The organism is Pseudomonas sp. Pmew2 (genome assembly GCF_058129885.1).
Map to the genome: position 1 here is coordinate 6058400 of NZ_CM176702.1, position 23344 is coordinate 6081743.

The 23344-nt window shown below is 57.3% G+C and carries 20 protein-coding genes, 1 tRNA gene and 3 pseudogenes; 18 read left to right on the plus strand and 6 right to left on the minus strand.

Annotated elements, in window-relative coordinates; translation table 11 throughout:
- Window positions 1–2: 2 nt before the first annotated feature.
- From AC4ANK_RS27960 to AC4ANK_RS27995, 8 genes and pseudogenes are all read left to right on the plus strand, one after another.
- The gene (locus tag AC4ANK_RS27960; protein ID WP_082301396.1) at window positions 3–314 is read left to right on the plus strand and encodes a hypothetical protein; all 312 of its coding nucleotides are present in this window, start codon (window positions 3–5) and stop codon (window positions 312–314) included.
- Between the two features lie 148 nt (window positions 315–462).
- Complete coding sequence (istA, locus tag AC4ANK_RS27965) at window positions 463–1962, plus strand: IS21-like element ISPsy20 family transposase (protein WP_460383826.1); 1500 nt, start codon at window positions 463–465, stop codon at window positions 1960–1962.
- Window positions 1955–2754, plus strand: a pseudogene (gene istB / locus AC4ANK_RS27970) (IS21-like element ISPsy20 family helper ATPase IstB). Before istA ends, istB begins: the two are co-directional and overlap by 8 nt.
- Window positions 2755–2871: 117 nt before the next feature.
- Complete coding sequence (tnpC, locus tag AC4ANK_RS27975) at window positions 2872–4419, plus strand: IS66 family transposase (RefSeq protein ID WP_149902147.1); 1548 nt, start codon at window positions 2872–2874, stop codon at window positions 4417–4419.
- A 22-nt stretch (window positions 4420–4441) separates the two neighbouring features.
- Window positions 4442–4948, plus strand: a complete 507-nt coding sequence (locus tag AC4ANK_RS27980) for a P-loop nucleotide/nucleoside kinase family protein (protein ID WP_031596130.1) — start codon at window positions 4442–4444, stop codon at window positions 4946–4948.
- 62 nt (window positions 4949–5010) lie between these two features.
- Window positions 5011–5259, plus strand: coding sequence for a hypothetical protein (locus AC4ANK_RS27985; RefSeq protein WP_122234417.1), 249 nt, complete (start codon window positions 5011–5013; stop codon window positions 5257–5259).
- Complete coding sequence (locus tag AC4ANK_RS27990) at window positions 5249–5557, plus strand: hypothetical protein (RefSeq protein ID WP_031596133.1); 309 nt, start codon at window positions 5249–5251, stop codon at window positions 5555–5557. The genes AC4ANK_RS27985 and AC4ANK_RS27990 overlap by 11 nt, the downstream gene beginning before the upstream one ends.
- 609 nt (window positions 5558–6166) lie before the next feature.
- Entirely contained in the window at window positions 6167–6358 is a 192-nt protein-coding gene (locus AC4ANK_RS27995) for a hypothetical protein (RefSeq protein WP_031596136.1), read from the plus strand.
- 86 nt (window positions 6359–6444) lie between these two features.
- On the opposite strand, the gene AC4ANK_RS28000 is transcribed toward AC4ANK_RS27995, so the two are convergent.
- Window positions 6445–6717 carry a hypothetical protein gene (locus tag AC4ANK_RS28000; RefSeq protein WP_031596138.1) on the minus strand — a complete coding sequence of 91 codons (273 nt, stop codon included), beginning with the start codon at window positions 6715–6717 and terminating at the stop codon, window positions 6445–6447.
- Between the two features lie 214 nt (window positions 6718–6931).
- A complete protein-coding gene (locus tag AC4ANK_RS28005) occupies window positions 6932–7552 on the minus strand; it encodes a helix-turn-helix domain-containing protein (RefSeq protein WP_031596141.1) in 621 nt (206 codons plus the stop codon).
- Window positions 7553–7958: 406 nt separating this feature from the next.
- Between AC4ANK_RS28005 and AC4ANK_RS28010 the strand changes: the two genes are divergently transcribed.
- Both AC4ANK_RS28010 and AC4ANK_RS28015 read left to right on the plus strand, forming a co-directional pair.
- Window positions 7959–8543, plus strand: a complete 585-nt coding sequence (locus AC4ANK_RS28010) for a hypothetical protein (RefSeq protein ID WP_031596143.1) — start codon at window positions 7959–7961, stop codon at window positions 8541–8543.
- Between the two features lie 113 nt (window positions 8544–8656).
- Entirely contained in the window at window positions 8657–9316 is a 660-nt protein-coding gene (locus AC4ANK_RS28015; RefSeq protein WP_019332052.1) for a hypothetical protein, read from the plus strand.
- Between the two features lie 155 nt (window positions 9317–9471).
- On the opposite strand, the gene AC4ANK_RS28020 is transcribed toward AC4ANK_RS28015, so the two are convergent.
- Entirely contained in the window at window positions 9472–10545 is a 1074-nt protein-coding gene (locus tag AC4ANK_RS28020; protein WP_002555965.1) for a site-specific integrase, read from the minus strand.
- A 114-nt stretch (window positions 10546–10659) separates the two neighbouring features.
- A tRNA-Arg gene (locus tag AC4ANK_RS28025) sits at window positions 10660–10736 on the minus strand.
- Window positions 10737–10892: 156 nt separating this feature from the next.
- Here AC4ANK_RS28025 and AC4ANK_RS28030 point away from each other — a divergent pair.
- The 5 genes and pseudogenes from AC4ANK_RS28030 (at window position 10893) to AC4ANK_RS28050 (ending at window position 17055) form a co-directional block, all read left to right on the plus strand.
- Window positions 10893–12148, plus strand: a pseudogene (locus AC4ANK_RS28030) (FAD-dependent monooxygenase).
- Between the two features lie 45 nt (window positions 12149–12193).
- Window positions 12194–12274, plus strand: a pseudogene (locus tag AC4ANK_RS28035) (LysE family translocator); the annotation flags it as partial.
- 328 nt (window positions 12275–12602) lie between these two features.
- A complete protein-coding gene (gene gabD, locus AC4ANK_RS28040) occupies window positions 12603–14045 on the plus strand; it encodes an NADP-dependent succinate-semialdehyde dehydrogenase (protein ID WP_460383830.1) in 1443 nt (480 codons plus the stop codon).
- A gap of 179 nt (window positions 14046–14224) precedes the next feature.
- Window positions 14225–15505, plus strand: a complete 1281-nt coding sequence (gene gabT, locus AC4ANK_RS28045; protein ID WP_002551402.1) for a 4-aminobutyrate--2-oxoglutarate transaminase — start codon at window positions 14225–14227, stop codon at window positions 15503–15505.
- A gap of 155 nt (window positions 15506–15660) precedes the next feature.
- A complete protein-coding gene (locus tag AC4ANK_RS28050; protein WP_081023235.1) occupies window positions 15661–17055 on the plus strand; it encodes a response regulator in 1395 nt (464 codons plus the stop codon).
- Window positions 17056–17317: 262 nt separating this feature from the next.
- On the opposite strand, the gene AC4ANK_RS28055 is transcribed toward AC4ANK_RS28050, so the two are convergent.
- Both AC4ANK_RS28055 and desA read right to left on the minus strand, forming a co-directional pair.
- Window positions 17318–18316 (minus strand): GGDEF domain-containing protein, encoded by a 999-nt coding sequence (locus AC4ANK_RS28055; RefSeq protein WP_002551400.1) that lies wholly within the window; start codon window positions 18314–18316, stop codon window positions 17318–17320.
- Between the two features lie 129 nt (window positions 18317–18445).
- Window positions 18446–19630 carry a delta-9 fatty acid desaturase DesA gene (desA, locus tag AC4ANK_RS28060; RefSeq protein WP_002551399.1) on the minus strand — a complete coding sequence of 395 codons (1185 nt, stop codon included), beginning with the start codon at window positions 19628–19630 and terminating at the stop codon, window positions 18446–18448.
- A 155-nt stretch (window positions 19631–19785) separates the two neighbouring features.
- Here desA and dibA point away from each other — a divergent pair, with 155 nt between their 5' ends.
- The 3 genes from dibA (at window position 19786) to AC4ANK_RS28075 (ending at window position 23254) form a co-directional block, all read left to right on the plus strand.
- Window positions 19786–21714, plus strand: coding sequence for a phosphodiesterase DibA (dibA, locus tag AC4ANK_RS28065; protein ID WP_002551398.1), 1929 nt, complete (start codon window positions 19786–19788; stop codon window positions 21712–21714).
- 196 nt (window positions 21715–21910) lie between these two features.
- On the plus strand, window positions 21911–22093 hold the full coding sequence (oscA, locus tag AC4ANK_RS28070; RefSeq protein WP_002551397.1) for a sulfur starvation response protein OscA: 183 nt from the start codon (window positions 21911–21913) through the stop codon (window positions 22091–22093).
- 150 nt (window positions 22094–22243) lie between these two features.
- Window positions 22244–23254, plus strand: coding sequence for a sulfate ABC transporter substrate-binding protein (locus AC4ANK_RS28075; RefSeq protein ID WP_002551396.1), 1011 nt, complete (start codon window positions 22244–22246; stop codon window positions 23252–23254).
- Window positions 23255–23344 lie beyond the last annotated feature (90 nt).

Consider the following 23344-nt stretch of genomic DNA (forward strand, 5'->3'; position numbering starts at 1 on the left):
GGATGAGGCTTGAGCGCCTCCACACGTTTGATTTCCGACTACGCGCCTTTGTGCTTCGGAGCAATCTCGGAGATGTAGCGATCGATGAGTTGATGAAAGGCGGTGCGTTCAGCCTCGACGCGAAAGACGAAGATGCCCCGGTCGATTTCGCTTTCGATCATGCTTGCCCAGGCTTGGGCATCGGATTTGGTTTCGAAGGTTTGGCGCTGGGCTGGATAGCCCTTACCGCGAATTTGCGCTTCCCACTGCCTTTAGTTAAAGAGTTAGCCGCAATTCCTGATCATTGCCATTTCAACTATTCCCGAAACACTTGAGAATGGCAGATCGCAGCAAAAAAGACTTTCAGGTGTTGCCGCTGACCGAAAACTGACCCAGTAGAGGCTGTTCTGCCGACTGAAAACTGACCCAGGTGTTCAACTGCTTCTGCTCACTTTTTGAGCAGGAGAACACAGGGTGATCAGCATGGAAATGTTGGGAAAAATCCGGCGGATGTACTTCCGCGACAAGCTCTCGCTGCATCAGATAGCCAAGCGTACCGGGCTGTCGAGAAACACCATCCGAAAATGGGTCAGAGCGCCCGAAGCCAATCAACCAGCGTACCAACGGTGCGCATCCTTCAATAAGCTCAACCCTTTTCACGAGACCTTAGAGCAGGCGCTCAAGGCTGATTCGTTCCGGCCAAAACACAACCGTAGGAGCGCCAAGGCACTTTTTGAGCAGATCAAGGCCGAGGGTTATGACGGCGGTTACAGCCAGCTCACGGCGTTTGTCCGCTCTTGGCGGTGCGAGCAAGGCAAGTTTGTACGCGCTTTTGTACCGCTGACTTTTGCCCTCGGTGAGGCCTTTCAGTTTGACTGGAGCGAAGAAGGCCTGCTGATCGGTGGCCTGTTTCGACGTATCCAGGTCTCCCATATGAAGCTGTGCGCAAGTCGCGCGTTCTGGTTGGTTGCGTACCCCAGTCAAGGCCACGAGATGCTGTTTGATGCCCATACACGTTCGTTTGGAGCGTTGGGTGGCGTGCCACGTCGCGGCATCTACGACAACATGAAAACGGCTGTCGACAAGGTTAACAAAGGCAAAGGCCGCACGGTCAATGCCCGGTTTTCCGTGATGTGCGCGCACTATCTGTTCGATCCGGACTTCTGCAACGTGGCCTCTGGCTGGGAGAAAGGCATCGTCGAAAAGAACGTGCAAGACAGCCGGAGGCGAATCTGGCTCGATGCTCAAAATTGCATGTTCCATACCTTCGAGGAGCTGAACGTCTGGCTCGGCCAACGCTGTCGTACGCTCTGGGCTGAACTTGTACATCCGCAGTACAACGGTTTGACGGTGGCAGAAGTCCTGGAGCTGGAGCAGGCTGAAATGATGCCAATGCCGACGGCCTTTGATGGCTACGTGGAACGCACCGTCCGTGTCTCTAGCACCTGCCTGATCAGCGTGGCGCGCAATCGTTATTCGGTGCCTTGCGAGCGTGTGGGTCAATGGGTCAGCAGCCGTTTGTACCCTTCGCGAATCGTGGTCATTGCCGACGAAACGGTGATCGCCAGTCACGAGCGCCTCTTTGATCGAGATCAGATCGGTTTTGACTGGCAGCACTACATCCCACTCATCGAACGCAAGCCTGGTGCACTGCGCAATGGCGCTCCATTTGCTGATCTGCCAAAACCGTTACAGCTTCTTAAACGCGGACTGAGGCGTCACACCAACGGTGATCGAATCATGATGCAGGTACTGGCTGCTGTGCCCATCGCCGGTCTCGAACCAGTGCTGGTGGCGGTGGAGCTGGTACTTGAATCGGGAAGTCTGAGCGCCGATCACATCCTCAATGTCGTTGCCCGCCTGACCTCCACCGCACCACCTCCCTGTGTAGAAACCAGCCTGCAACTCAAAGTGGCGCCGGTTGCCAATACAGCACGCTACGACCGGCTCCGTACGACCGATGAGGAGAATCGCAATGCGTGACCTAATGACTGAACTCAAAGAACTGCGCCTGCACGGCATGGCCAGTGCTTGGGAAGAACTGGTCTCTCAAGGAACAGCGTCGACGGCTTCATCGAAATGGCTGCTGGAACATCTGCTTCAGCAGGAACATGCGGATCGCGCGGTGCGCTCGGTGAATCATCAGATGAACATGGCAAAACTCCCCATGCACCGTGACTTAGCTGGCTTTGACTTCAGCGCTTCCAGCGCTGATGCCCGGCTGGTCAGCGATCTATCCAGCTTGGCGTTCACTGAAACCGCGCAGAATGTCGTGTTCATCGGCGGCCCTGGCACCGGGAAAACACACCTGGCCAGTGCCTTGGCTGTATCCGGAATCACGGCCTACAACAAACGCGTGCGCTTCTTTTCCACGGTGGATCTGGTGAATCTGCTGGAGCGTGAGAAGTACGATGGCAAGGCAGGGCGAATCGCCCAGGCACTGCTGCGCACAGACCTGGTGATACTGGATGAACTCGGATATTTGCCCTTCAGCCAAAGCGGTGGCGCCCTGTTATTTCACCTGCTGTCCAAACTGTACGAACACACCAGCGTGGTCATCACCACCAACCTGAGCTTCTCGGAATGGTCGAGTGTGTTTGGCGACGCCAAGATGACCACCGCGTTGCTGGATCGGCTGACACACCACTGCCACATCGTCGAAACGGGCAACGAGTCCTACCGCCTACAACACAGCACATTGGCTGCCCAGACATCAAAACACGCGAACGAAAGCGAAAGGACGGAAATGATATCGAGGACGATGAGCCATTTTGATCCGCACCATAAATGCCCTGCTGCATGCGGTGGGGCTTGATGCGTCTTCAATCGGAACACTGCTGCTAAGCTTATCCACAATTGCTGGGGCAAAAATCAGCAATCCGTCCTGGGTCAATTTTCAATCGGCAGGGTGGGTCAGTTTTCAATCAGCGCCAACAGCCCGATCAACTGCGCGCACTCGCTTCGCAGTTGCTGTCGAAGGTCGACACCATGGGCCGAAAGATCCATCGTGACGAGACGATCATCGAGCAGCTCTCTCACGAAATCGCGATCCTTAAACGCCACAAGTTTGCCAAGCGCAGTGAGCAGATCAGTCCGGCGCAAGGCAGCTTGCTGGATGACTTGCTCAACACCGACCTCGAAGCCATCGACGCGGAGTTGAAAGCACTTCGTCCCGCTCCGGCACCGGACGAGCCACGCCAACAACCCAAGCGTGCAGCGTTGCCACCGCAGTTTCCTCGTACCGTCATTCATCATGAGCCGGAGAGCACTGAATGTGCTTGCGGCTGCCAACTTCAGCGCATCGGCGAAGACGTCAGCGAGAAGCTGGATTACACGCCCGGCGTGTTCACGGTTGAGCAACATGTACGTGGCAAGTGGGCCTGCCGTCAGTGCGAAACACTGATCCAGGCACCGGTACCGGCACAGGTGATCGATAAGGGTATCCCCACCGCCGGCTTGTTGGCCCACGTAATGGTGGCCAAGTTCGCCGACCATCTTCCGCTGTACCGGCAGGAAAAAATCTTCGGCCGTGCGGGACTGGCGATCCCACGTTCGACGCTGGCTCAGTGGGTCGGCCAAACCGGCGTACAACTGCAACCGCTGGTAGATGCACTGCGCGAAGCCGTGCTGGCTAAGCAAGTCGTCCATGCTGACGAAACACCGGTGCAGATGCTGGCACCGGGCGAAAAGAAAACCCATCGAGCATACGTCTGGGCCTACTGCACGACACCGTTCTCGGCACTGAAAGCGGTGGTCTACGACTTCAGCCCCAGCCGTGCCGGCGAACATGCGCGTAACTTCCTGGGCGCTTGGAACGGCAAGCTGGTGTGCGATGACTTCGCAGGCTACAAAGCTGGCTTCGAGCAGGGCATCACCGAAATCGGCTGCATGGCACATGCCCGGCGCAAGTTCTTCGAACTGCATGTGACGAACAAAAGCCAGTTGGCGGAGCAGGCGCTGCACTCCATCGGCGGGCTGTACGAAGTCGAACGGCAGGCCAAGGATATGAGCGATGAAGATCGCTGGCGATTACGCCAAGAAATGGCGGTGCCCATCGCTGAAAAGTTGCATGAGTGGATGCTGGCTCAGCGCGCACTTGTGCCCGAAGGGTCGGCCACGGCCAGGGCACTGGATTACAACCTGAAACGCTGGGTAGCGCTGACGCGCTACCTAGATGATGGGGCTGTGCCCATCGATAACAACCCGGTGGAGAACACGATCCGGCCATGGGCGCTTGGGCGCTCCAATTGGTTGTTCGCCGGGTCTCTGCGCAGTGGCAAACGAGCGGCAGCGATCATGAGTTTGATCCAGTCGGCGCGGTTGAATGGGCATGATCCGTATGCTTTTCTGAAGGATGTTCTCACGCGGCTGCCGACACAGCGGGCGAGTCAAGTCGACCAGTTGCTACCGCATAACTGGCAGCCACCTAGACTGGGTTAACTCACTAACCTAAGGACATAGAATACTCATTGTTTTCAGCGGTCTTCCAGGTACCGGAAAAACGACTATTGCATGCGACCTTGCCGCCAGAACAAGTGCCTTGTATCTGCGGATCGACACGATTGAGCAGGCTATTCGAGACTCCGGTGCTCTTGCACAAGACGTAGGACGGAGCGGATACATGGTCGCCAATGAGCTTGCTCTAAGCAATCTTCGTTTTGGGAGCACGGTCATAGTTGACTGTGTTAACCCAGTATTCGAAAGCCGAAAGGCATGGAGCGAAATCGCCACACGCTCTGGTGCTCCATTAGTGAACGTCCAAGTGATCTGCTCTGATAAACATGAACACCAGCGTCGGGTAGAAACCAGAAAGATCGATATTCCTGGGCTGACTCCACCAACCTGGCAGTCAGTACTGGATCATGAGTACGAGGCGTGGGAAGACGCTCCGTTTAAGATAGACACAGCTTTGACGTCTCCTGCGCAGGCGGTGGCGATGATCACCGAACGGTTTTTATCCAAGGCGTAGCCCCAGCCTCAGGCCTGAGGTTGCAAGGTGTGATTAGCAGACGTTTACTTCGGAGTGGCCCGATGACCGACGTAACCGCAGGCAGTGTTTGGCAGGTAGATATCGCTCAACTGAAGCTCGCTAACGCCACCATGCGTTTGGCCAATCAAGCGCTGGCCTCTGATGATGTTGCCGTCCTATCCGCTCTCGGTTTTTCGCTCGCTCACATTCGAGAGCTAAGACGCAAAGGCGGGTTCAGAACCTCTTCCATTGCGCAGAACACACGAATGATCAATTGCCTAAAACAAAGGGAATCTGCCCATGCTGATTAACCACACGCCATTGAGAATCGCGTCCGGCGTCCTGGCGGCTACGACCATCGATTCTGTCCGCCGATCGACTTCGTATCATGCCTGCGGCTGGCAGATTCTTGACCGCTGGGCGTTTAATTCTCCCGAGCAGCTTCGCGCACTCGAAGCGCAGGGAGAGCTGCTGCTTTTAGGGCGGTTGCTTGAACAGCAAGTCGTCGAGCATGAGGCGCTTATTTCGCCCCTCGGATTGGCGCAGCGGAGGCAAGGGCTTGCGGAGCATGAGGTTCTTGCGCTGTCAGGCATCTCTACCGAGTTGTGAGCCATCGACGGCAGCGCGTTCTACCAAAACTTTCCGGCCATTGGCCGCAGTGGGGTCTCGGGGCTTGCCCTGAGCAGGGACGGTAGGCAAAGCAAAGAAGTGAAACGACTGCCGCGTTGCCGATTGTGCGTACGCCATTCATGGCGGGAGTACAAACCCTACCCTGTCCCAGTTCTTATTCACCAAATGGTTGCAGCCGTTGTGGACGATTTTGGTCAGAAAAATTGTCTGTACGTAGGTGCTGATTTTCTCGGTCCTTGGTGAAAAAAAGCATCGTAGGGAAGGGCGCAGGGGAATTATCCAATGACTCGATAAACACAAGAATCAGACGCCATCGGCCTAACAAAATTGATCATCAAAATATTTTGCGAGGTGAGCGCGGTAATTTTCAGAAAACACCGCAACACGACGCTGTACAAAGCAGGGCGTTGGCTGTGATGGTGTCGGTATTGTGAAGTGGGCGCAGTTGCCGTTGGTGACTGGGCCTGGATCACTCGGGTAAAGAAGAGAACAACATCTGGGAGCACAGGGAAAGGTAGATCTGGTGATGCTGATGGAGGCATTCGGTAGGCAAATCTGGGTACGTCATCCTCATCTGGAGTAAGCGCTATGAGTGAAAGCTGGCTGAAGAAAATGTGGTCGCTTGCGCTGCGCCGAAAATCTGTAGACGCGATGAACGGTGGTAAGCCGTTTACCAGGTGCGGAACCCTCATGGTCTATGCGGGAGAGCTCAAGCTGATACCTGAGCTCATTCCCAAGTCAAAACCTGCCAGACGCTCCACGCCGCCCGATTCAGACTGAGAACAGCATCTCAGGGTGGCTGAGCGCCTCTCAGTAAAAGTGGAACGCCTTAACTGATACGCATCTTGGGTAGCCGGTACGCAGGGCTAGCTGCTCAGACTACCTTCCTGATCAAACAGAGCTCTGGCAGAGGGGCCGTAGGTCGCGATGACATTCTCGATGGTATCCCGGTCGTTACAGTTCAAACTGCGGGTCAGGTCGAAGAGGGTATTCCGCTCTGCTTTCCACTGGCTGATGATTTCAACATTCGGCTGGGCTTTCTTCCGCTCGTAGAAAATCGACTCGGAGAGGAACGCTATCAAGCAACCCAAAACGTCTTGGGCGATTTCCAGTCTATGAGCATCTGATGGTTGGATCATCGTTGACACCTCCTGCGGATCGTTGTCATAGCCTGCCGCGTTCCTAGATTCTGTCAGGCCGCGAGCAGCAATGGCGTTCCAACTGATATGGTTTTTTCTATTCTTGTATGGGTGACTCTGTGTCACCTCAAATCAGGTTACACATGTCACACAGTCACCTGAAGTAAGAGCATGCATGCCACCCTGTCACGTGACTGGCGGTCCTGTGTATAACTCATGTTTTGGTCGCCTTGCGCTCCCGGATCGAGTTCCGGATAGACAGCAGCTTGGTGTAGATGTCCGGATTGCTCTCGGCCAAATGGTCCAAGTCAGCTTGGCTGATCTGGAAGCCAATGTTGGTCTGGTTCTCGATGATCTGTAGGTTCTCGATGTGAATAGCTTGGCCGACTGCCTCTCTGTTGAAGAGCATACGTTTCAGCTCCTCAACCGTGCTTTTGATCTGGGCTGGGCGGTACTCCCACTGTGCTTGGCCTCTGGGTCTGCCTTGCGAGTCGCTAATTGCGATTTTTTCCGTGAGCTTGTATTCGTTATGTTTACGGGACCGCGTCCTGCTGATGTAGCCTCGGGTTTCAAGCGTTTTGATCTCACGCATAGCTTGGCGCGGACTGATCCCGGCTTTGCGAGCGATAGTGGGGATTGAAGGAATCGACAGTCCCGTTCTGAGATCGCAGTGGGATTTGATCACACAGTAAACCGCAAATGCATACGGCCCCAGCTTTGCAAGTTCGTGATCCACCATGGCCTGGAAAATGTGAAACCAATAGGTGTTGGATTTCAATTGATCCTGTGGTTCTTCCCCGGTCGCGGCATCAACCGATAATTCCAGTTCACTCATTTCCGAGCCTCCACCTTAGACTTCTTGGTAGGGCGCCCGACTTTATGTGGTCCTGCGGGTCGAGGCTTGCTTGAGGAGAGGAGCCGATGTGATTGCCCCGGTACGCATCCACTGTCTGAGATCACCTAGCCGCCATCGCAAGCGTGAGAGGCCGGGAACGGGCTCAAGCCCCGGCAGTTTGCGCTGACGCACTGTTAGAGCGCTGAAGCCTGTCAATGCAGCGACCTCGGCTACGCCAATCAGGACGTCATCTGCTAGCTTCTGAATCTTTTGAATGGTTTCGTAATCGATGCTCATAGTGACTGTCGCTCGGCTGCTATGGAGTGCCTCCAGCTTTCGCCATGCGACTGCGGATTCACTAGGACACCTTTTTGACAGATGCGCGATTTAGCCAAAGAATGGCTCCATGCAGCCACACATTCCCGATGCAGATGTCGACCCAGATGAAGCCTTCCAGCTTGTTTTTCGTGAACTGAAACGTCATGAGGAAACGGGCCGGAGAAACTTTGTTGTTCGTGCTCCTGTGGATCTGCTTGAGTACCTCTTCTCAGCAATCCTGCGCAAGTCTGGGATGTCGCGGGTTTCGCTTGAGCTGCAGCTGACGAAGTTGGGTGTTTACGGATTCAAAGAAGAAGATGGTCGGATTCTGCGGCGGTATTTGAGCGGCCATACACGTATGGCGTGGTCGACCTACCAGCGTTTGATGCTGTGGGCGTTATCAAGCGGCTGGATCAGCACCTGGGTTTTCCGCGATTTGGCTTTCCGGTCGTATGAGCGAGAAGCTGCCCAGCTTTGCGCACGGAAAATAGTGAACACCCTCAAGCGTCGTACGACGCCCACTCATTTGAACCACCAGCAAATCGCCGAGCACTTCTCTGAAATCTACCTGCGCAATCAGCAGGAGCGTGATCGGGTCATGGCTACCCGCATCCGAACAGATTCGGAAGTCCGCGCATTCATTAGTTTGCCAGGCATTGATCTACACAAGTAATCGTCGCACCGGTATGCCTGTGCCGTTCGGATGGAATTAGGGATGGCGTTGATTAGCGATAGTGCGGGTAGCTACCCGCGTCACCACACATGCAACAAGGAGAAAAAGTAGCTATGAAACTTGAGGATTGGGCAAACCTGAAGGACGTCTACAAACGAAGCCGCAGGCAACCCAACAAGCTGCTTTTCAAGCGGGAAAATGCTCGGAAACTATGGCCGATGTGGGCCGCAGCAGCATCAACGCTTCTGCTCGTTGTAATTGCAGGGTGGGGTATCAAGAATCCAGCCCTAGTGCCTTACGCTTACCTAGCGATGGGCCCTTGGGCTATTGCTTTGTACATAACGCGAATGAAAGCGCTTCGCATGGTTTACCCAAGGGAGTTCGCGGAGCATGCCATCGATCGTCAGTCCTCCTTGGGTAAGGAAAACATCCTCTGCTATGCGTTTTTTCTAGATGCCGTTCGCGGTGACGGCTACACCGCTGCGAAGCTCCGAGAGCTGTCGAGATACGCTGACCTGACTGGTAAGCCCGCGAGGCCAGGGCTAGCGCAAAATCTAGGGTTTGCTTCGTTTATTGCTTTTATGGTTGCACTCAGCACCGAGGTCATCAAATCTACGCCGCTTTTTACTCCCGATAAAAGTTGGATATTTCTGATGGTGGGTATTGCCGGAGGATTTCTTTATTGGCTGGTTCTAGACGGTATCCATAGCGTGGCGTATGAGAGAGCTTGGGTGAAACGCTATCTGGACATGGCGGCTAGTGATATGGAGTAAGCCTTGGGGGCGCACCGGACCTTTCTCGTGGGTCCGGTGTAGTGGTCTGTTGTGTCACGGCTGATGACTTTAGTTGGCCTCCCGTGAACTCGGACTTCAAATGACTCGGCATGTTAAAAGGACTGATGACCTAGGACTCAAAGTCGTTACTCCGCTCACGCCAATTTTGCCGCCAACTCCTCCGCAGTAATGTTGTAGTACCGCTTAAGCATGTTCACCTCCCGATGCCCGGTCACGCTCGCCAGCTCGATCAAATTCGGCAGTTTTGTCGCCAGCCGACAGGTCGCTTCATGCCGCAGGTCGTGAAAGCGCAGATTGATCAGGAAGTCTTCCTGAGGCCTGACATGCGCTACGTCGCAATCTCCCAAGTATTTCAGCCTCGCACGCTCCAGGCCTCGCACAAAGGCCTTCTTGAGCGCATCAGCCGTGGTGGGGAAGACACGCCCGCACAGCGAGCGCGGTAAATCCTTTAGCAACTGAATAGCCTTCGGTGAAAGCGGGACGGTTCTGGGCAGTCCGTTCTTGGTCGCAGGAAGGTGTGCGGTTCTGCGGTCCAGGTTCACATGCTTCCAACGCAGCTCGAAGATCTCGCCACGGCGCATGGCTGTCTCAATCGCCAGTTGGACGATGGGCCGTATCCAAGGATTGTGTGATGCATCGGCGTAGGTCCCATCAGCACGTCGCTCACAAAGCTCTAACGCGCCGAGCATGTATTGCTCTTCTATTGGATCGAGCCGTCGCGAGCGCTCGTCGTTGTAGCTGGGGCGGCTGACCATCCTGACCGGATTCTCGGCCAGATGAATTCCCCACTCGCGGCGAGCGACCTCGATCACGCATTGGAACAAAGCCAGCTCACGCTTCACGGTATTACCCTTGCGGATTTTCAGGCGCTCGTCACGGTAGCGTGCAAAATCTGAAGAGGTCAGGGTGGCAACGATGCGCGTAGAGAGCGGATGACGCTTGAGTGCTTCCAAGCGTTTGATTTCCGAATAAGCGCCTTTGTGCCTCGGAGCGATCTCGGAGATGTAGCGATCAATGAGTTGATGAAAGGCAGTGCGTTCAGCCTCGACGCGAGAGACAAAGATGCCTCGGTCGATTTCGCTTTCGATCATGCGTGCCCAGGCTTGGGCATCGGATTTGGTTTCGAAGGTTTTGCGCTGGGCTGGATAGCCCTTACGACGAATTTGCGCTTCCCACTGATACTCGCCGCGATTCCTGATTGTTGCCATTTCGACCATTCCCGCCACACTTGAGTGTGGCAAATTTGTGGCAAAAACGACTTTCAGGACTAGGACAGGTTTCTGGCAGTGGAGCTAACCCCTTGTAATACAAGGGATAGAAGGTGGTGCACCAGGCGGGATTCGAACCCACGACCCCTGCCTTCGGAGGGCAGTACTCTATCCAGCTGAGCTACTGGTGCGACGCGGGCGCCATGATACTCACATGGGTACGGGGCGTCCAGTTGCGGGCGGTGTGCGATACAAATCACCCAGCGCGCCCCGCGACAGCCTTTCATCAGCCCACACCCATTACCGCCCACAAAGGAACAGACCTGCGCTTTCGGCACGGCTACGTGGTGGTGCATGATGCTCCCCATACCACTCAGCCAGATCGTTCTCACCGAGGGCATCTTATCAATCAGTTCAAAAGCATCGAGCGCAGCCCGTGCCGCGTTCTTATTACCGGGGCCAGTATCGCGGGGTGTGCCGCGGCCTGGTGGCTGGCGCAGCGTGACTGTGATGTCACGGTTGTCGAGCAGGCGCCTGCCTTTCGCGATGGCGGGCAGAATGTGGATGTGCGGAGGTCTTGCGCCTGATGGGGCTTGAGCAGGCGGTGAAGGATCTCAACACCGGCGAGACCGGGCTTGCGTGGGTCGATGAGGACAACCGCACGGCGGCGCAAATTGATCTGTCCGGTCTGGAGGTCGATGGTCCGACGGCTGAGCTTGAGGTGTTGCGCGGGGATCTTGCGCGCCTGCTTTATGAGGCGTCGTCTGCTGATGCGTTCTATCGCTTTGGTGATCGTATCGTCTCGGTCGAGCATGATGATGAGGGCGTGTCGGTCACGTTCGAGAGCGGTGGCGAGGAGCGTTTTGATCTGTTGATTATTGCTGAAGGTGTCGGCTCGCGTACGCGGGAGCTGGTGTTCCCCGGCGAGAATCAGCCGCGCCGGATGGACCTGGCCAGCGCGTTCTTCACTGTGCCCCGCGCGCCGACCGATAGCCAGACGGCGCGTTGGTATAACGCGGTGGGAGGTCGCAGTGCGGGCGTTCGTCCGGACAATCGCGGTACAACGCGTGCTTTCTTTAATGTGCATGGCCGAAGCCATCTGACGGTCGGTAACAGTGTTGCCGAGCAGAAAGCGTTTCTGCGGAAATCGTTTGCAGGCGCGGGCTGGGAGGTGCCTCGTTTGCTGGAGGGGATGGAGGCTGCGGAGGATTTCTGGTTTGATGATCTGCGCCAGGTGAAGATGGATCGCTGGTCGAATGGCCATGTGGTGTTGCTGGGCGATGCGGCCTGGTGTGTCACGCCGCTGGGCGGGGTCGGTGCTTCGCTGGCGCTGATCGGTGCGTATGTGCTGGCGGGCGAACTCACCAGAACCGACACCATTGCAGGGGCCCTTGCTGCGTACGAATATGTGCTGCGGCCTGTGGTGAAAAAGTCGCAGAATGTGCCGAAGCTTGTGCCGCGTCTGGTTCATCCTCGCAGTCGCACGGGGGTGAAGATCCTTCGCACCGTGCAGCGTTTGGTCGCAACACCCTTCATCAGCAAGCGTGCTGCCAAGGCGCTGACCCCGGCGATTCAGTCCTTCACGCTTCCGGATTATCGATAGCGCTACAGGCGTGCGTTAAAAGCTGCGCCGGGCCCTGCGGTGGTCATGGCGCTGTCGAACTCGATCAGCCACGGCCCGGCCAGGACGATGATCGGGTCGTTCGGCAATGCCTTGAGGTTGATCGTGACCTTCGCCGGTTGCTCCGTGGTCGCTCACGGCTTTTATGCGCCGCATGATCACACTGCGGCAGCCTTGCATTCAGGTTCGGCGCTGATCAGAAAACCACACACCTCCCTACGCCCGTTCTTTTTTTCGAACGGGCTATTGTCCTTTGCCCCCGCAATGCCTAGGATTCGTTTGAGATTTCAAACGCTCTTGTTCGGTCTTCCTGCTTTCATGCGTTGCGCAGCGCTCGAACCCGATGGAATGTTTTCCTGGCGATGGCTTCCAAATGGGGTGCATCGATATCAATTGTTTGCGTCGCCTGTCGGGCGATGCTGTTTAGGAGGCCGACATGCAGCTCAAAGATTCCACACTGTTCCGCCAGCAAGCCTACATCAACGGCCAGTGGCTGGATGCGGACGGTGGTCAGTCGATCAAGGTCAACAACCCTGCCAATAACGAAATCCTCGGCGCTGTGCCAAAAATGGGCGCAGCCGAGACGCGTCGGGCAATTGAGGCGGCTGACAAGGCGCTGCCGGCCTGGCGTGCACTGACCGCCAAAGAGCGCGGCAACAAGCTGCGCCGCTGGTTCGAGCTGATGATCGAGAACCAGGACGACCTGGGCCTGTTGATGACCCTGGAGCAGGGTAAACCGCTGGCCGAGGCCAAGGGCGAGATCACCTACGCCGCGTCGTTTATCGAGTGGTTCGCTGAAGAAGCCAAGCGCGTCTATGGCGATGTGATCCCCGGTCACCAGCCAGACAAGCGTCTGATCGTGCTCAAGCAACCGATTGGTGTGACGGCGGCGATCACCCCGTGGAACTTCCCGGCAGCGATGATCACCCGTAAGGCCGGTCCTGCGCTGGCGGCGGGCTGCACCATGGTGCTCAAGCCTGCGTCGCAAACGCCGTTCTCGGCACTGGCCCTGGCTGAACTGGCCGAGCGTGCGGGTATCCCGGCTGGTGTGTTCAGCGTGGTGACCGGTAGCGCGGGCGATATCGGTGCCGAGCTGACCGGTAACCCGATTGTGCGCAAACTGTCCTTCACCGGCTCGACCGACATTGGTCGCCAGTTGATGGCCGAGTGCGCCAAGGACATCAAGAAGGTTTCCCTGGAGCTGGGCGGTAACGCGCCTTTCATCGTGTTCGACGACGCCGATCTCGACAAGGCGGTCGAAGGCGCGATGATCTCCAAGTACCGCAACAATGGTCAGACCTGCGTGTGCGCCAACCGTATCTATGTGCAGGACGCGGTGTATGACGCGTTCGCCGAGAAGCTCAAGGTAGCGGTCGGCAAGCTGAAAATCGGTAACGGCCTGGAAGACGGCGTCACCACCGGCCCGTTGATCGACGACAAGGCCGTGGCCAAGGTCAAGGAACACATCGCTGACGCGGTGAGCAAGGGCGCAACCGTGCTGACTGGCGGCAACAGCCTGGAAGGCTCGTTCTTCGAACCGACTATTCTGGTCAATGTGTCGAAAGATGCCGCCGTGGCCAGGGAAGAAACTTTTGGTCCGCTGGCCCCGCTGTTCCGCTTCAAGGATGAGGCTGAAGTGATTGCGATGGCCAACGACACCGAGTTTGGTCTGGCTTCGTACTTCTATGCGCAGAACATGAGCCGTGTGTTCCGTGTTGCCGAAGCGCTGGAATATGGCATGGTAGGTATCAACACCGGCCTGATCTCCAACGAACTGGCGCCGTTTGGTGGTATCAAGTCGTCCGGCCTGGGCCGTGAAGGCTCCAAGTACGGCATCGAAGATTATCTGGAAATCAAATACCTCTGCCTGTCGGTCTGACCGACGCTCGGGTATTGCAGCCGATGGCGCGCGAGAGCGACGTGTCATCGGCTTTTGTTGCACCGCAGTTTCCTGGTGGCCTGAAGGCTGCAGCAGTCGATCATCGTATGCTGCCGCAGTTGATCCGGTCCGCTTGATCCTTGACCCACGCCGACCGATGAGCGGCGAATGAGGAATACATGAGCAAGACTAACGAATCCCTGATGCAACGCCGCCATGCTGCCGTCCCGCGTGGCGTTGGTCAGATCCACCCGATCTTCGCAGCTTCGGCGAAGAACGCGACCGTTACCGACGTGGAAGGTCGTGAATTCATCGACTTCGCGGGCGGCATTGCCGTTCTGAATACCGGTCACCTGCACCCGAAGATCATCGCCGCTGTGCAAGAGCAACTGACCAAGCTGAGCCATACCTGCTTCCAGGTGCTGGCCTACGAGCCTTACGTCGAGCTGTGCGAGAAAATCAACGCCAAAGTGCCGGGTGATTTCGACAAGAAAACCTTGCTGGTGACCACCGGTTCCGAAGCGGTTGAAAACGCGGTGAAGATCGCGCGTGCTGCCACTGGCCGTGCGGGCGTAATCGCCTTCACCGGCGCTTACCACGGTCGCACCATGATGACCCTGGGCCTGACCGGTAAGGTTGTGCCTTACTCGGCGGGCATGGGCCTGATGCCGGGCGGTATCTTCCGCGCGCTGTACCCTTGCGAGCTGCATGGCGTGAGCGTTGACGATTCCATCGCCAGCATCGAGCGCATCTTCAAGAACGACGCCGAACCCAAGGACATCGCTGCGATCATCATCGAACCCGTTCAGGGCGAAGGTGGTTTCTACGTGGCACCGAAGGCGTTCATGTTGCGTCTACGCGAGCTGTGCGACAAGCACGGCATTCTGCTGATCGCAGACGAAGTGCAGACCGGCGCTGGCCGTACCGGCACGTTCTTCGCGATGGAACAGATGGGCGTTGCGGCCGACCTGACCACCTTCGCCAAGTCCATCGCCGGTGGCTTCCCGCTGGCGGGCGTGTGCGGCAAGGCTGAATACATGGATGCCATCGCACCTGGCGGTCTGGGCGGCACTTATGCCGGTAGCCCGGTTGCTTGCGCTGCGGCGCTGGCGGTGCTAAATATCTTCGAAGAAGAGCACCTGCTGGACCGTTGCAAGGCAGTCGGCGAGCGTCTGGTGACTGCGCTCAAGGGCATTCAGGCCAAGTACCCGGTCATCGGCGAAGTACGTGCGCTGGGCGCGATGATTGCCGTCGAGCTGTTCGAAGACGGCGATTCGCACAAGCCTAACGCCGCAGCAGTGGCGCAGGTGGTTGCCAAGGCGCGTGACAAGGGTCTGATCCTGCTGTCCTGCGGTACTTACGGCAACGTGTTGCGCGTACTGGTACCGTTGACCGCTGAAGACGAATTGCTGACCCGCGGGCTGGCCATTCTGGAAGAATGCTTCGCTGAAATCGCGTAAAAAGTGTGAAGTCGTAAATTGATTAATTTATGACCAAACAGACAAAAAAAGCCCGTTTCGACGGGTTTTTTTGGTCTGGAGCAGGGTATTTCGCTCTTTTTGCTATATCCGGACGAAGGCTTTGGCTAAGGTGAACGCATCGATGTCGGAGAGTCATGATGACTGCTGTAGATTTGCCCGCGGTACCTCGCGTATTGATTGCTGAGTCTGATCCGTGGGTTCGCGAAACACTCAGCGATCTGGTGTTGGGTGTGCGAGCGGACGTCGACCTGGAAATGTGTACCGATGGCAAGCAGGCCGTCGAGTGGATGAAGAAACAACTGCCTGACCTGATCATCGCCGCACGCGAGCTGCCGGGGATCGACGGGTTGAGCCTGTTGCGTGGCGTACGCAACCTGCGTCGTCAGCCCGCCATCCCTTTCATTCTGATCAGCAATCGCAACGACAGCGCCAGCGTGCGTGAGGTCTTGCCACTGGCGCCGACTGCCTATCTGACCAAACCCCTGAATACCGAAGGGCTACGCCAGCGCCTGGAAAGCCTGCTGCTGGAACGTCAGGCCCCGGTTGCAGGCGCAGTGCACGCGTTGACGCCGGGTTTGACGCTGACCAAGTTTCTCGACAAGCGTCGTGACGTGGCTGACGGCGCGCCGCTGTTCGTCGATGTCGCGACGGCGATAAAACTCAGCCAGACCGCCAACGGCATCGACGCTGCCTTGCTGGAGCAGGAACTGCGCAACGATCCGCACATCACTGCTGTGTTGATCGCCGCCGCCAACAGTGCCGCGCAACATTTGGGCAAGCCGGTGCAGACCATGGGCGGGGCGCTGGCCATTCTCGGGCCGGTGCAGGGCGCAAATATCGCATCAGGCCTGGCCAAGAAACGTATGGCCGTGCTGACCAGCGACGCGTTGCTGGCCCAGGCCAGTGAGCTTTGGACCATGTCGCAGCGCACGGCTGATTACGCGCGCATTCTGGGCGGCATGCTGGAGCTGGATGTAGAGCGTTGCTTCTGCGCCGGTCTGCTGCAGTCGCTGGGCGATCTTGCTGTGCTGGGTTGTTTGCAGGAATGGCTGCTGGCTGGCGGCGAGTTGAATGAAGACGTGATCAAGCAATCGCTGGAGCAGTATTCCGCTGCCTTCGGTTCCGCTCTGCGCACCCGCTGGCGTTTGCCGCTGGAACTGCGTGAGCTGATCGCTGCGGTGTATCAGTACAACACCGGCATCTTTACTCGCGAAGTGTTGGCAATGAACCTGGCGGGGCAGATGGCACGTCTGGGCGAGGAAGAGAGTGTCAACACGCTGATCAAGACCAAGTCCGCCAAGCTGTTGAAGCTGAGCGTCGGTGACTTGCAGCGTTTGCGCAAGAAACTGACCGGCGTGACTGACCCTAGCCTGTTGAAACCCTTGCCGACCGAACCTGAGGTGGCTGCCGAGACGGTTGAGGGGGAGGAAGAGCCTGATTTGCTGGACCTGACACCTGAACCACCTGCCGAAGAGGCTGCTGTAATCGAGGACCCGGCCAGCGCCATTCAGGGCCCGCTCGATAAGTAGAACCTGACTGAGGCCTTCGCGAGCAAGACGGATCGCCGCCCAGTCGCTCCCTCAGGGCGTCATGCCGAGTGCACACTCGTGGGAGCGAGCTTGCTCGCGAAGGCTATATTCCTGACGCAGAAAATCCAGCGACAGCCCCCGCCCTCTTCGCGAGCAAGCTCGCTCCCACAAAGCACCGCAAACTCCTGTAAAAAGCGACCGGGCGGCGATCCGCCTTGCTCGCGAAGGGGCCAGTCGTGCTTTCTACAGTCGAGAAGGCATGTCAGACCAGCACGATCTGATTCTTGCCCTGGCGCTTGGCCTGATACATGGCAGCGTCGGCGCGGCCGTAGAGGGTTTCCAGGCTTGAGTCTTCCGGGCCCAGATTAGTCAGGCCCTGGCTGGCGGTGATGCTGAAGGTGGTGCCGCCTGACTGGAAGTTCTGGCGCTGGATCTCGCGTTGCAGGCGCTCGGCGATCTGCATGGCCATATCCGGCGCGCAGCCTGGGAATACCGCGGCGAACTCTTCGCCACCGATGCGCCCGAACAAATCACCACGTCTCAGTGCCGAGCGGCCACTTTCAGCGATGCGTTGCAGCACGGTATCGCCTTCCTGATGGCCGTAGGTGTCGTTGACCAGCTTGAAGTCATCGATATCCAGCAGCAGAAAGGCCAGCGGCGTGCCGTTGAGGCGAGCCAGTTCGAACTCGCGCTGGGCGCATTCGAAAAAGTGCCGACGGTTGCTGCTCTGGGTCAGTACGTCGGTGGTTGCCAGGCGCTGCAGCTCATCCTCGAGGTGCTTCTTGTCGGTGATGTCTTCGGCGATGCCGACCACGATCAGGCGCTGGCTGGCGTCGGCGCGATGGCTGACGAAGCATTTGTCGCTGAGCCAGCGTACTTCACCGTCCGCACGGATGATTCGGTACTCGCGGTCCTCGATCGAGCCTTTCTCGATCACCTCGTTGAGGCTGCGCTCGGCGTAGTTCAAGTCATCCGGGTAGATACTGTCGCGCCACTCGCTGTAATCGGCCAGCAGCAAGCCCGCCGAGCGGCCGAAGATACGCTCGTACGCCGGGCTGACGTAAATCATGTGCTGGGTTTCCCAGTCAAACGCCCACAGAACAGCATTCACGCTCACCAACAATGAGCTGAACAGTTGTTCACGCTCGCTCAAGCGGGCAACTTCTGCCTGGGCGTGCATCAGGGCTAACAGGGTTTCTGCGGCTGCGGGCATATCAGTGATCGGCGTGCCGGGTAGGGAGGTCGGAGGCTGCTTTTCCATAAGATCCATCTCAAGCGTTACGGCCAGTGCCGTGCCCTATCCCGTTTGGCGGGAAAGTTGATGAGATAGATTGGCAGGGGATAAGTTCCGGGACCGGCGCACCTGCGGGAGGCGCGCCGATCAACGGTATCAGGCGTGGGCAGGGCGTAGCGAGTAGGTTTTCAGCTGGTCGGCGAACTCACGCAGCGAGTGAATACCACTGGCTTCGGCCTCGTGAATCCACTCTTTGATGGCTGAAAGCATGTCATGGCCATTGGTGCTGGTCTTGACCCAGATCTGCTGCAACGCCAGACGCTTTTCGTAGATCACTTTCAGCGCATGGCTGTGTTCCAGCATGGTCTGGATGCGCAAATGATGCTTGTCATCGAGCAGACTGGTCTCACGTGACAGCAGCCGTTTGGCGCGACTGAACTGATGACGCACCGATTCGTCGGCCTTGGCCAGTTCCTGGGCAACCAGCGGCGCAATGACCAGCTTGCGATACTGCGCCATGATCTGGAAACGGTTGTTGAGGATCGCCATGGCGGTGTCCATGTCCATGTGGCCCTTGCCTTCGACCCGATGGGCGATGGGTGCGACCCGCTGGACTTTGGCCAGCCCCAGGAAACTGAACAGTTTGATCCACGCCCAGCCCATGTCGAATTCCCAGGGCTTGACCGACAGCTTGGCCGAGTTGGGATAGGTGTGGTGGTTGTTGTGCAGCTCTTCACCGCCGATCACGATGCCCCACGGCACCAGATTGGTGGCTGCGTCACGGCATTCGAAGTTGCGATAGCCGACGGCATGGCCCAGACCGTTGACCACGCCAGCAGCCCAGAAGGGAATCCACATCATCTGGACGGCCCACACGGTGATACCGAGGGCACCGAGCAGTGCCACGTCGATGACTGCCATCAGAGCGATACCCAGCAGCTTGTAGCGCGAATACAGGTTGCGCTCGATCCAGTCTTCCGGGCAGTTCTTGCCGTAGATACGCAGGGTGTCCTGGTTCTGAGCTTCTTCGCGGTACAGCTCGGCGCCTTTGCGCAGCACGGTGGACAGGCCTTTGACGACCGGGCTGTGCGGGTCGTCGACGGTTTCGCATTTTGCGTGGTGTTTGCGGTGGATGGCTGTCCACTCGCGGGTGTTCTGGGCAGTGGTCAGCCACAGCCAGAAACGGAAGAAGTGTTTCAGCCCCGCATTGAGCTCAAGCGAGCGGTGGGCTGAGTAGCGGTGCAGATAGACCGTGACGCCGACAATAGTCACATGGGTCATCGCCAGCGTGACTGCTATTACCTGCCAGACGGAAAGGTCGAGCAAACCGTTGTACCACATAGGCTGTTTGGCCCTCGTAAAGATACTCATGAAGAAAAAAGTTACGCGTGCATTATCACTGACATCCCACAGAAAACCAGTCACCCTTTCAGATAAGAGTCGCAGGATGTTTCTTGCTTTATAATTCCGGCTTTATCTGAGGTTCTTCGTTTCCGATGTCAGATTACTCCCTTGGCGCGCTGCGAACGGCCGTCCTGTATGGGCTGCTGTCCATTTTGTGGTTTGTGACGTGCGACCTGTTGCTGCCCTTTTTCATAAAAGAACCTGCTCGATTGGCGTTCTGGCAACTGATGGCCGGTTACAGCTGGGTGTTGCTCAGCGCGGTCATGATCTTCATCGCACGTGACAGATTGAGAAGCCTGATCGGCGGCGATGCGCTTTTTCAGCGCCAGCAAGCCGATTACGACCGGCTGCGGCTGGCCGAAGCGGTGTTCGACAGCACTCGCGAAGGGGTGCTGGTCAGCGATGCGCAGGGCCACATCGTTCACGTCAACCGCGCTTTCGTCGATATCACTGGTTATCAGGCCGAAGAAGTACTGGGCCTCAACCCCAGCAAGTTCAAGTCCGGCCGACACGGCCCGGAGTTCTACAAACAGATGTATCACTCGATCATTAGCGAGGGCCAGTGGAGCGGCGAGATCTGGAATCGGCGTAAAAGCGGCGAGATCTATCCGCAATGGCAGACCATTCGCAGCGTTATGGGTGATGACGGCCAACCCAGGCACTTTGTAGCAGTGTTTTCCGACATTACAGCTATCAAACGCTCCGAGCAGGAGCTGGCCCAGTTGATCCACTTCGATGGGCTGACCGATTTGCCCAATCGCCTGCTGCTGACTGATCGCATCAGCCAGGCGCTGACTTCGGCGCGCGCCAGCAAACGCGGCTGCGCACTGTTGCTGATCGACCTGGACCACTTCAAGAACATCAATGACAGCCTTGGCCACAACGTGGGCGACGATGTGCTCAGGGCCGTCGCCGAGCGGCTCAAAAGCGTGTCCGGCAATGAAATGACTCTGGCACGTCCGGGCGGCGACGAGTTCGCCCTGTTGATCAAGAATTGCTCGCAGCTGGTTCAGGCTGCCGCGCTGGCACAGCAGGTGATCGATGCGCTCAAGGCACCGTTCGCGATTGCCGCGCATCAGCTGTTTGTCACTGCCAGCATTGGCATCAGCCTGTTCCCCGGCGATGCGCTGACCGCCGAGCAACTGTTGCGCAATGCAGACTCGGCGCTGTTCAAGGCCAAGGGCGACGGTCGTGAGTGTTATGCGCTGTACACCGAGGAATTGACTGCTCACGCCCAACAGCGCGTGCAACTGGCCTACGAGCTGCGTCAGGCCGTCGAACTGGAACAACTGCGGGTCTTCTATCAGCCGGTTCATGACCTTGTCACCCGCCGTATTCGCGGTGTCGAGGCGCTGGTGCGCTGGCAGCACCCCGAGCGCGGGATGGTTTCGCCGGGGGAATTCATTCCGATTGCCGAGCAAAGCGGGCTGATCGCCGATATTGATGCCTGGGTCTTGAAAACCGCCTGTCTGCAAATGAAGGCCTGGCTGGCGGAAGGTGTACCGGTCGAGTTTGTCGCGGTAAACGTCTCCAGCCGCCTGTTCAATCATGGCGATCTCGACCGTCGGGTAGCACAGGCACTGCATGAGACCGGGCTTGAGCCTGCCTTTCTGGAGTTGGAAGTGACTGAAAGCGCGGTCATGGAAGACCCCGAACAGGCCATCGAACAATTGCATCGCCTACGCGAACTGGGCCTGAGCCTGGCCATCGATGACTTCGGTACGGGTTATTCTTCGCTGTTGCGGCTCAAGCGCATGCCGGTTCAGAAGCTGAAAATCGACCAGGGTTTTGTGGCTGGACTGCCGGGCGACGATGACGACATCGCGATTGTCAGAGCGGTCATCGCGCTGGCCGGCAGCCTGGGCATGCGGGTTCTGGCTGAAGGCATCGAGCATGCGAATCAGGCTGCGTTCCTGCTGGGCAACGGTTGCCAGTTGGGCCAGGGCTACTGGTTTGCCCGGCCAATGGTCGCGCAGGCTATCGACTGGACGCATGCACCGGTCTTCGAGCAGCCCGGCTGAAGCCGCCAGAGCAAGGCTTGCCAGGGTGTGCAACGCATCTTGGCGAAATCTCTAACCGCTAAATTTCTTTTGGTTATATCTGCATTCTTAAATAGTCTTTTTAAGAATATCCGCACCTCACTATTATTGCCTCACCGCCATACGCCATCGCCCCCAGTCGCGACGGCCGGCTTCTCATCTTTCAAGGAATAAGACAATGAGCGCATCTCTACGTAGTGTTGACGGTCAGGACGAAGCAGCAATTCTGCGTGAAATTCAGAGTGCGTTGCGCGACCTGCGTTTTGGTGCCGTCGAAATCACTGTGCACAACGCACAAGTGGTGCAGATCGAGCGCAAGGAAAAGTTTCGTTTGCAGAACCCCGCTGCCAAGCAGAGCTGAAGCGGCATCACCCGACTGGTCAACCGGAGGGTTTCATTCTGACTCCTGATACCTCCTCTGAAAAAAGCAGCGCGCCCGTGCGGATGCCGTTCTGACGCGCCAAGAAGAAATTAAAAAAGCCAACACACCGCATTTCCAGGAGCTTCATCTATGTCCATTCGCCGTTTCGCTCTGGCCGCTCTCGCCAGTGCTGTTTTTGCAGGTTCGGCTGTTGCCAAGGATTACGAACTGCTCAACGTGTCTTACGATCCGACACGCGAGCTTTATCAGGATTACAACGCAGAATTCGTCAACTTCTGGAAAAAATCCCATCCGGACGACAAGGTCGAGATCAAACAGTCGCACGGTGGCTCGGGCAAGCAGGCCCGTGGCGTGATCGACGGTCTGCGTGCTGACGTGGTGACCCTGGCACTGGCCGGTGACATCGACGAAATCGCCAAGCTGGGCAAGACCCTGCCGGAAAACTGGCAGACCCGTCTGCCGGACGCGAGCACGCCTTACACCTCGACCATCGTGTTTCTGGTGCGCAAGGGCAACCCCAAAGGCATCAAGGACTGGGGCGACCTGATCAAGAAAGACGTCTCGGTGATCACGCCGAACCCGAAAACCTCAGGCGGTGCGCGCTGGAACTTCCTGGCGGCCTGGGCCTATGGCCTGAAGGCGGGCGGCGGTGACGAAGCCAAGGCCAAGGAATACGTGCAGACGCTGTTCAAGCACGTGCCGATTCTGGATACCGGTGCGCGCGGTTCGACCATCACCTTCGTCAACAACGGTCAGGGTGACGTGCTGCTGGCGTGGGAAAACGAAGCGTTCCTGGCGCTGAAAGAAGACGGCGGCAAGGACAAGTTCGACATCGTCGTGCCGTCGCTGTCGATTCTCGCCGAACCTCCGGTAGCCGTAGTCGACAAAAACGCCGAGAAGAAAGGCAACACTGAAATCGCGACTGAATACCTGAAGCACCTGTACAGCAAGGAAGGTCAGGAAATTGCGGCGAAAAACTTCTATCGTCCACGTGATGCCGAAGTGGCCGCCAAGTACGAGAAGCAATTCCCGAAACTTGATCTGGTGACTATCGACAAAGACTTTGGTGGCTGGAAAACTGCGCAGCCGAAGTTTTTCAATGACGGCGGCGTTTTCGACCAGATTTACCAAGCGCAATAAACCGAATCAGGATGCCGCGCGAGTGGCATCGCAGGTTGGGTCAAGCAGCCCGGATTAACGTACGGGCTTCGTGCAAGTGAAACCAGGGAC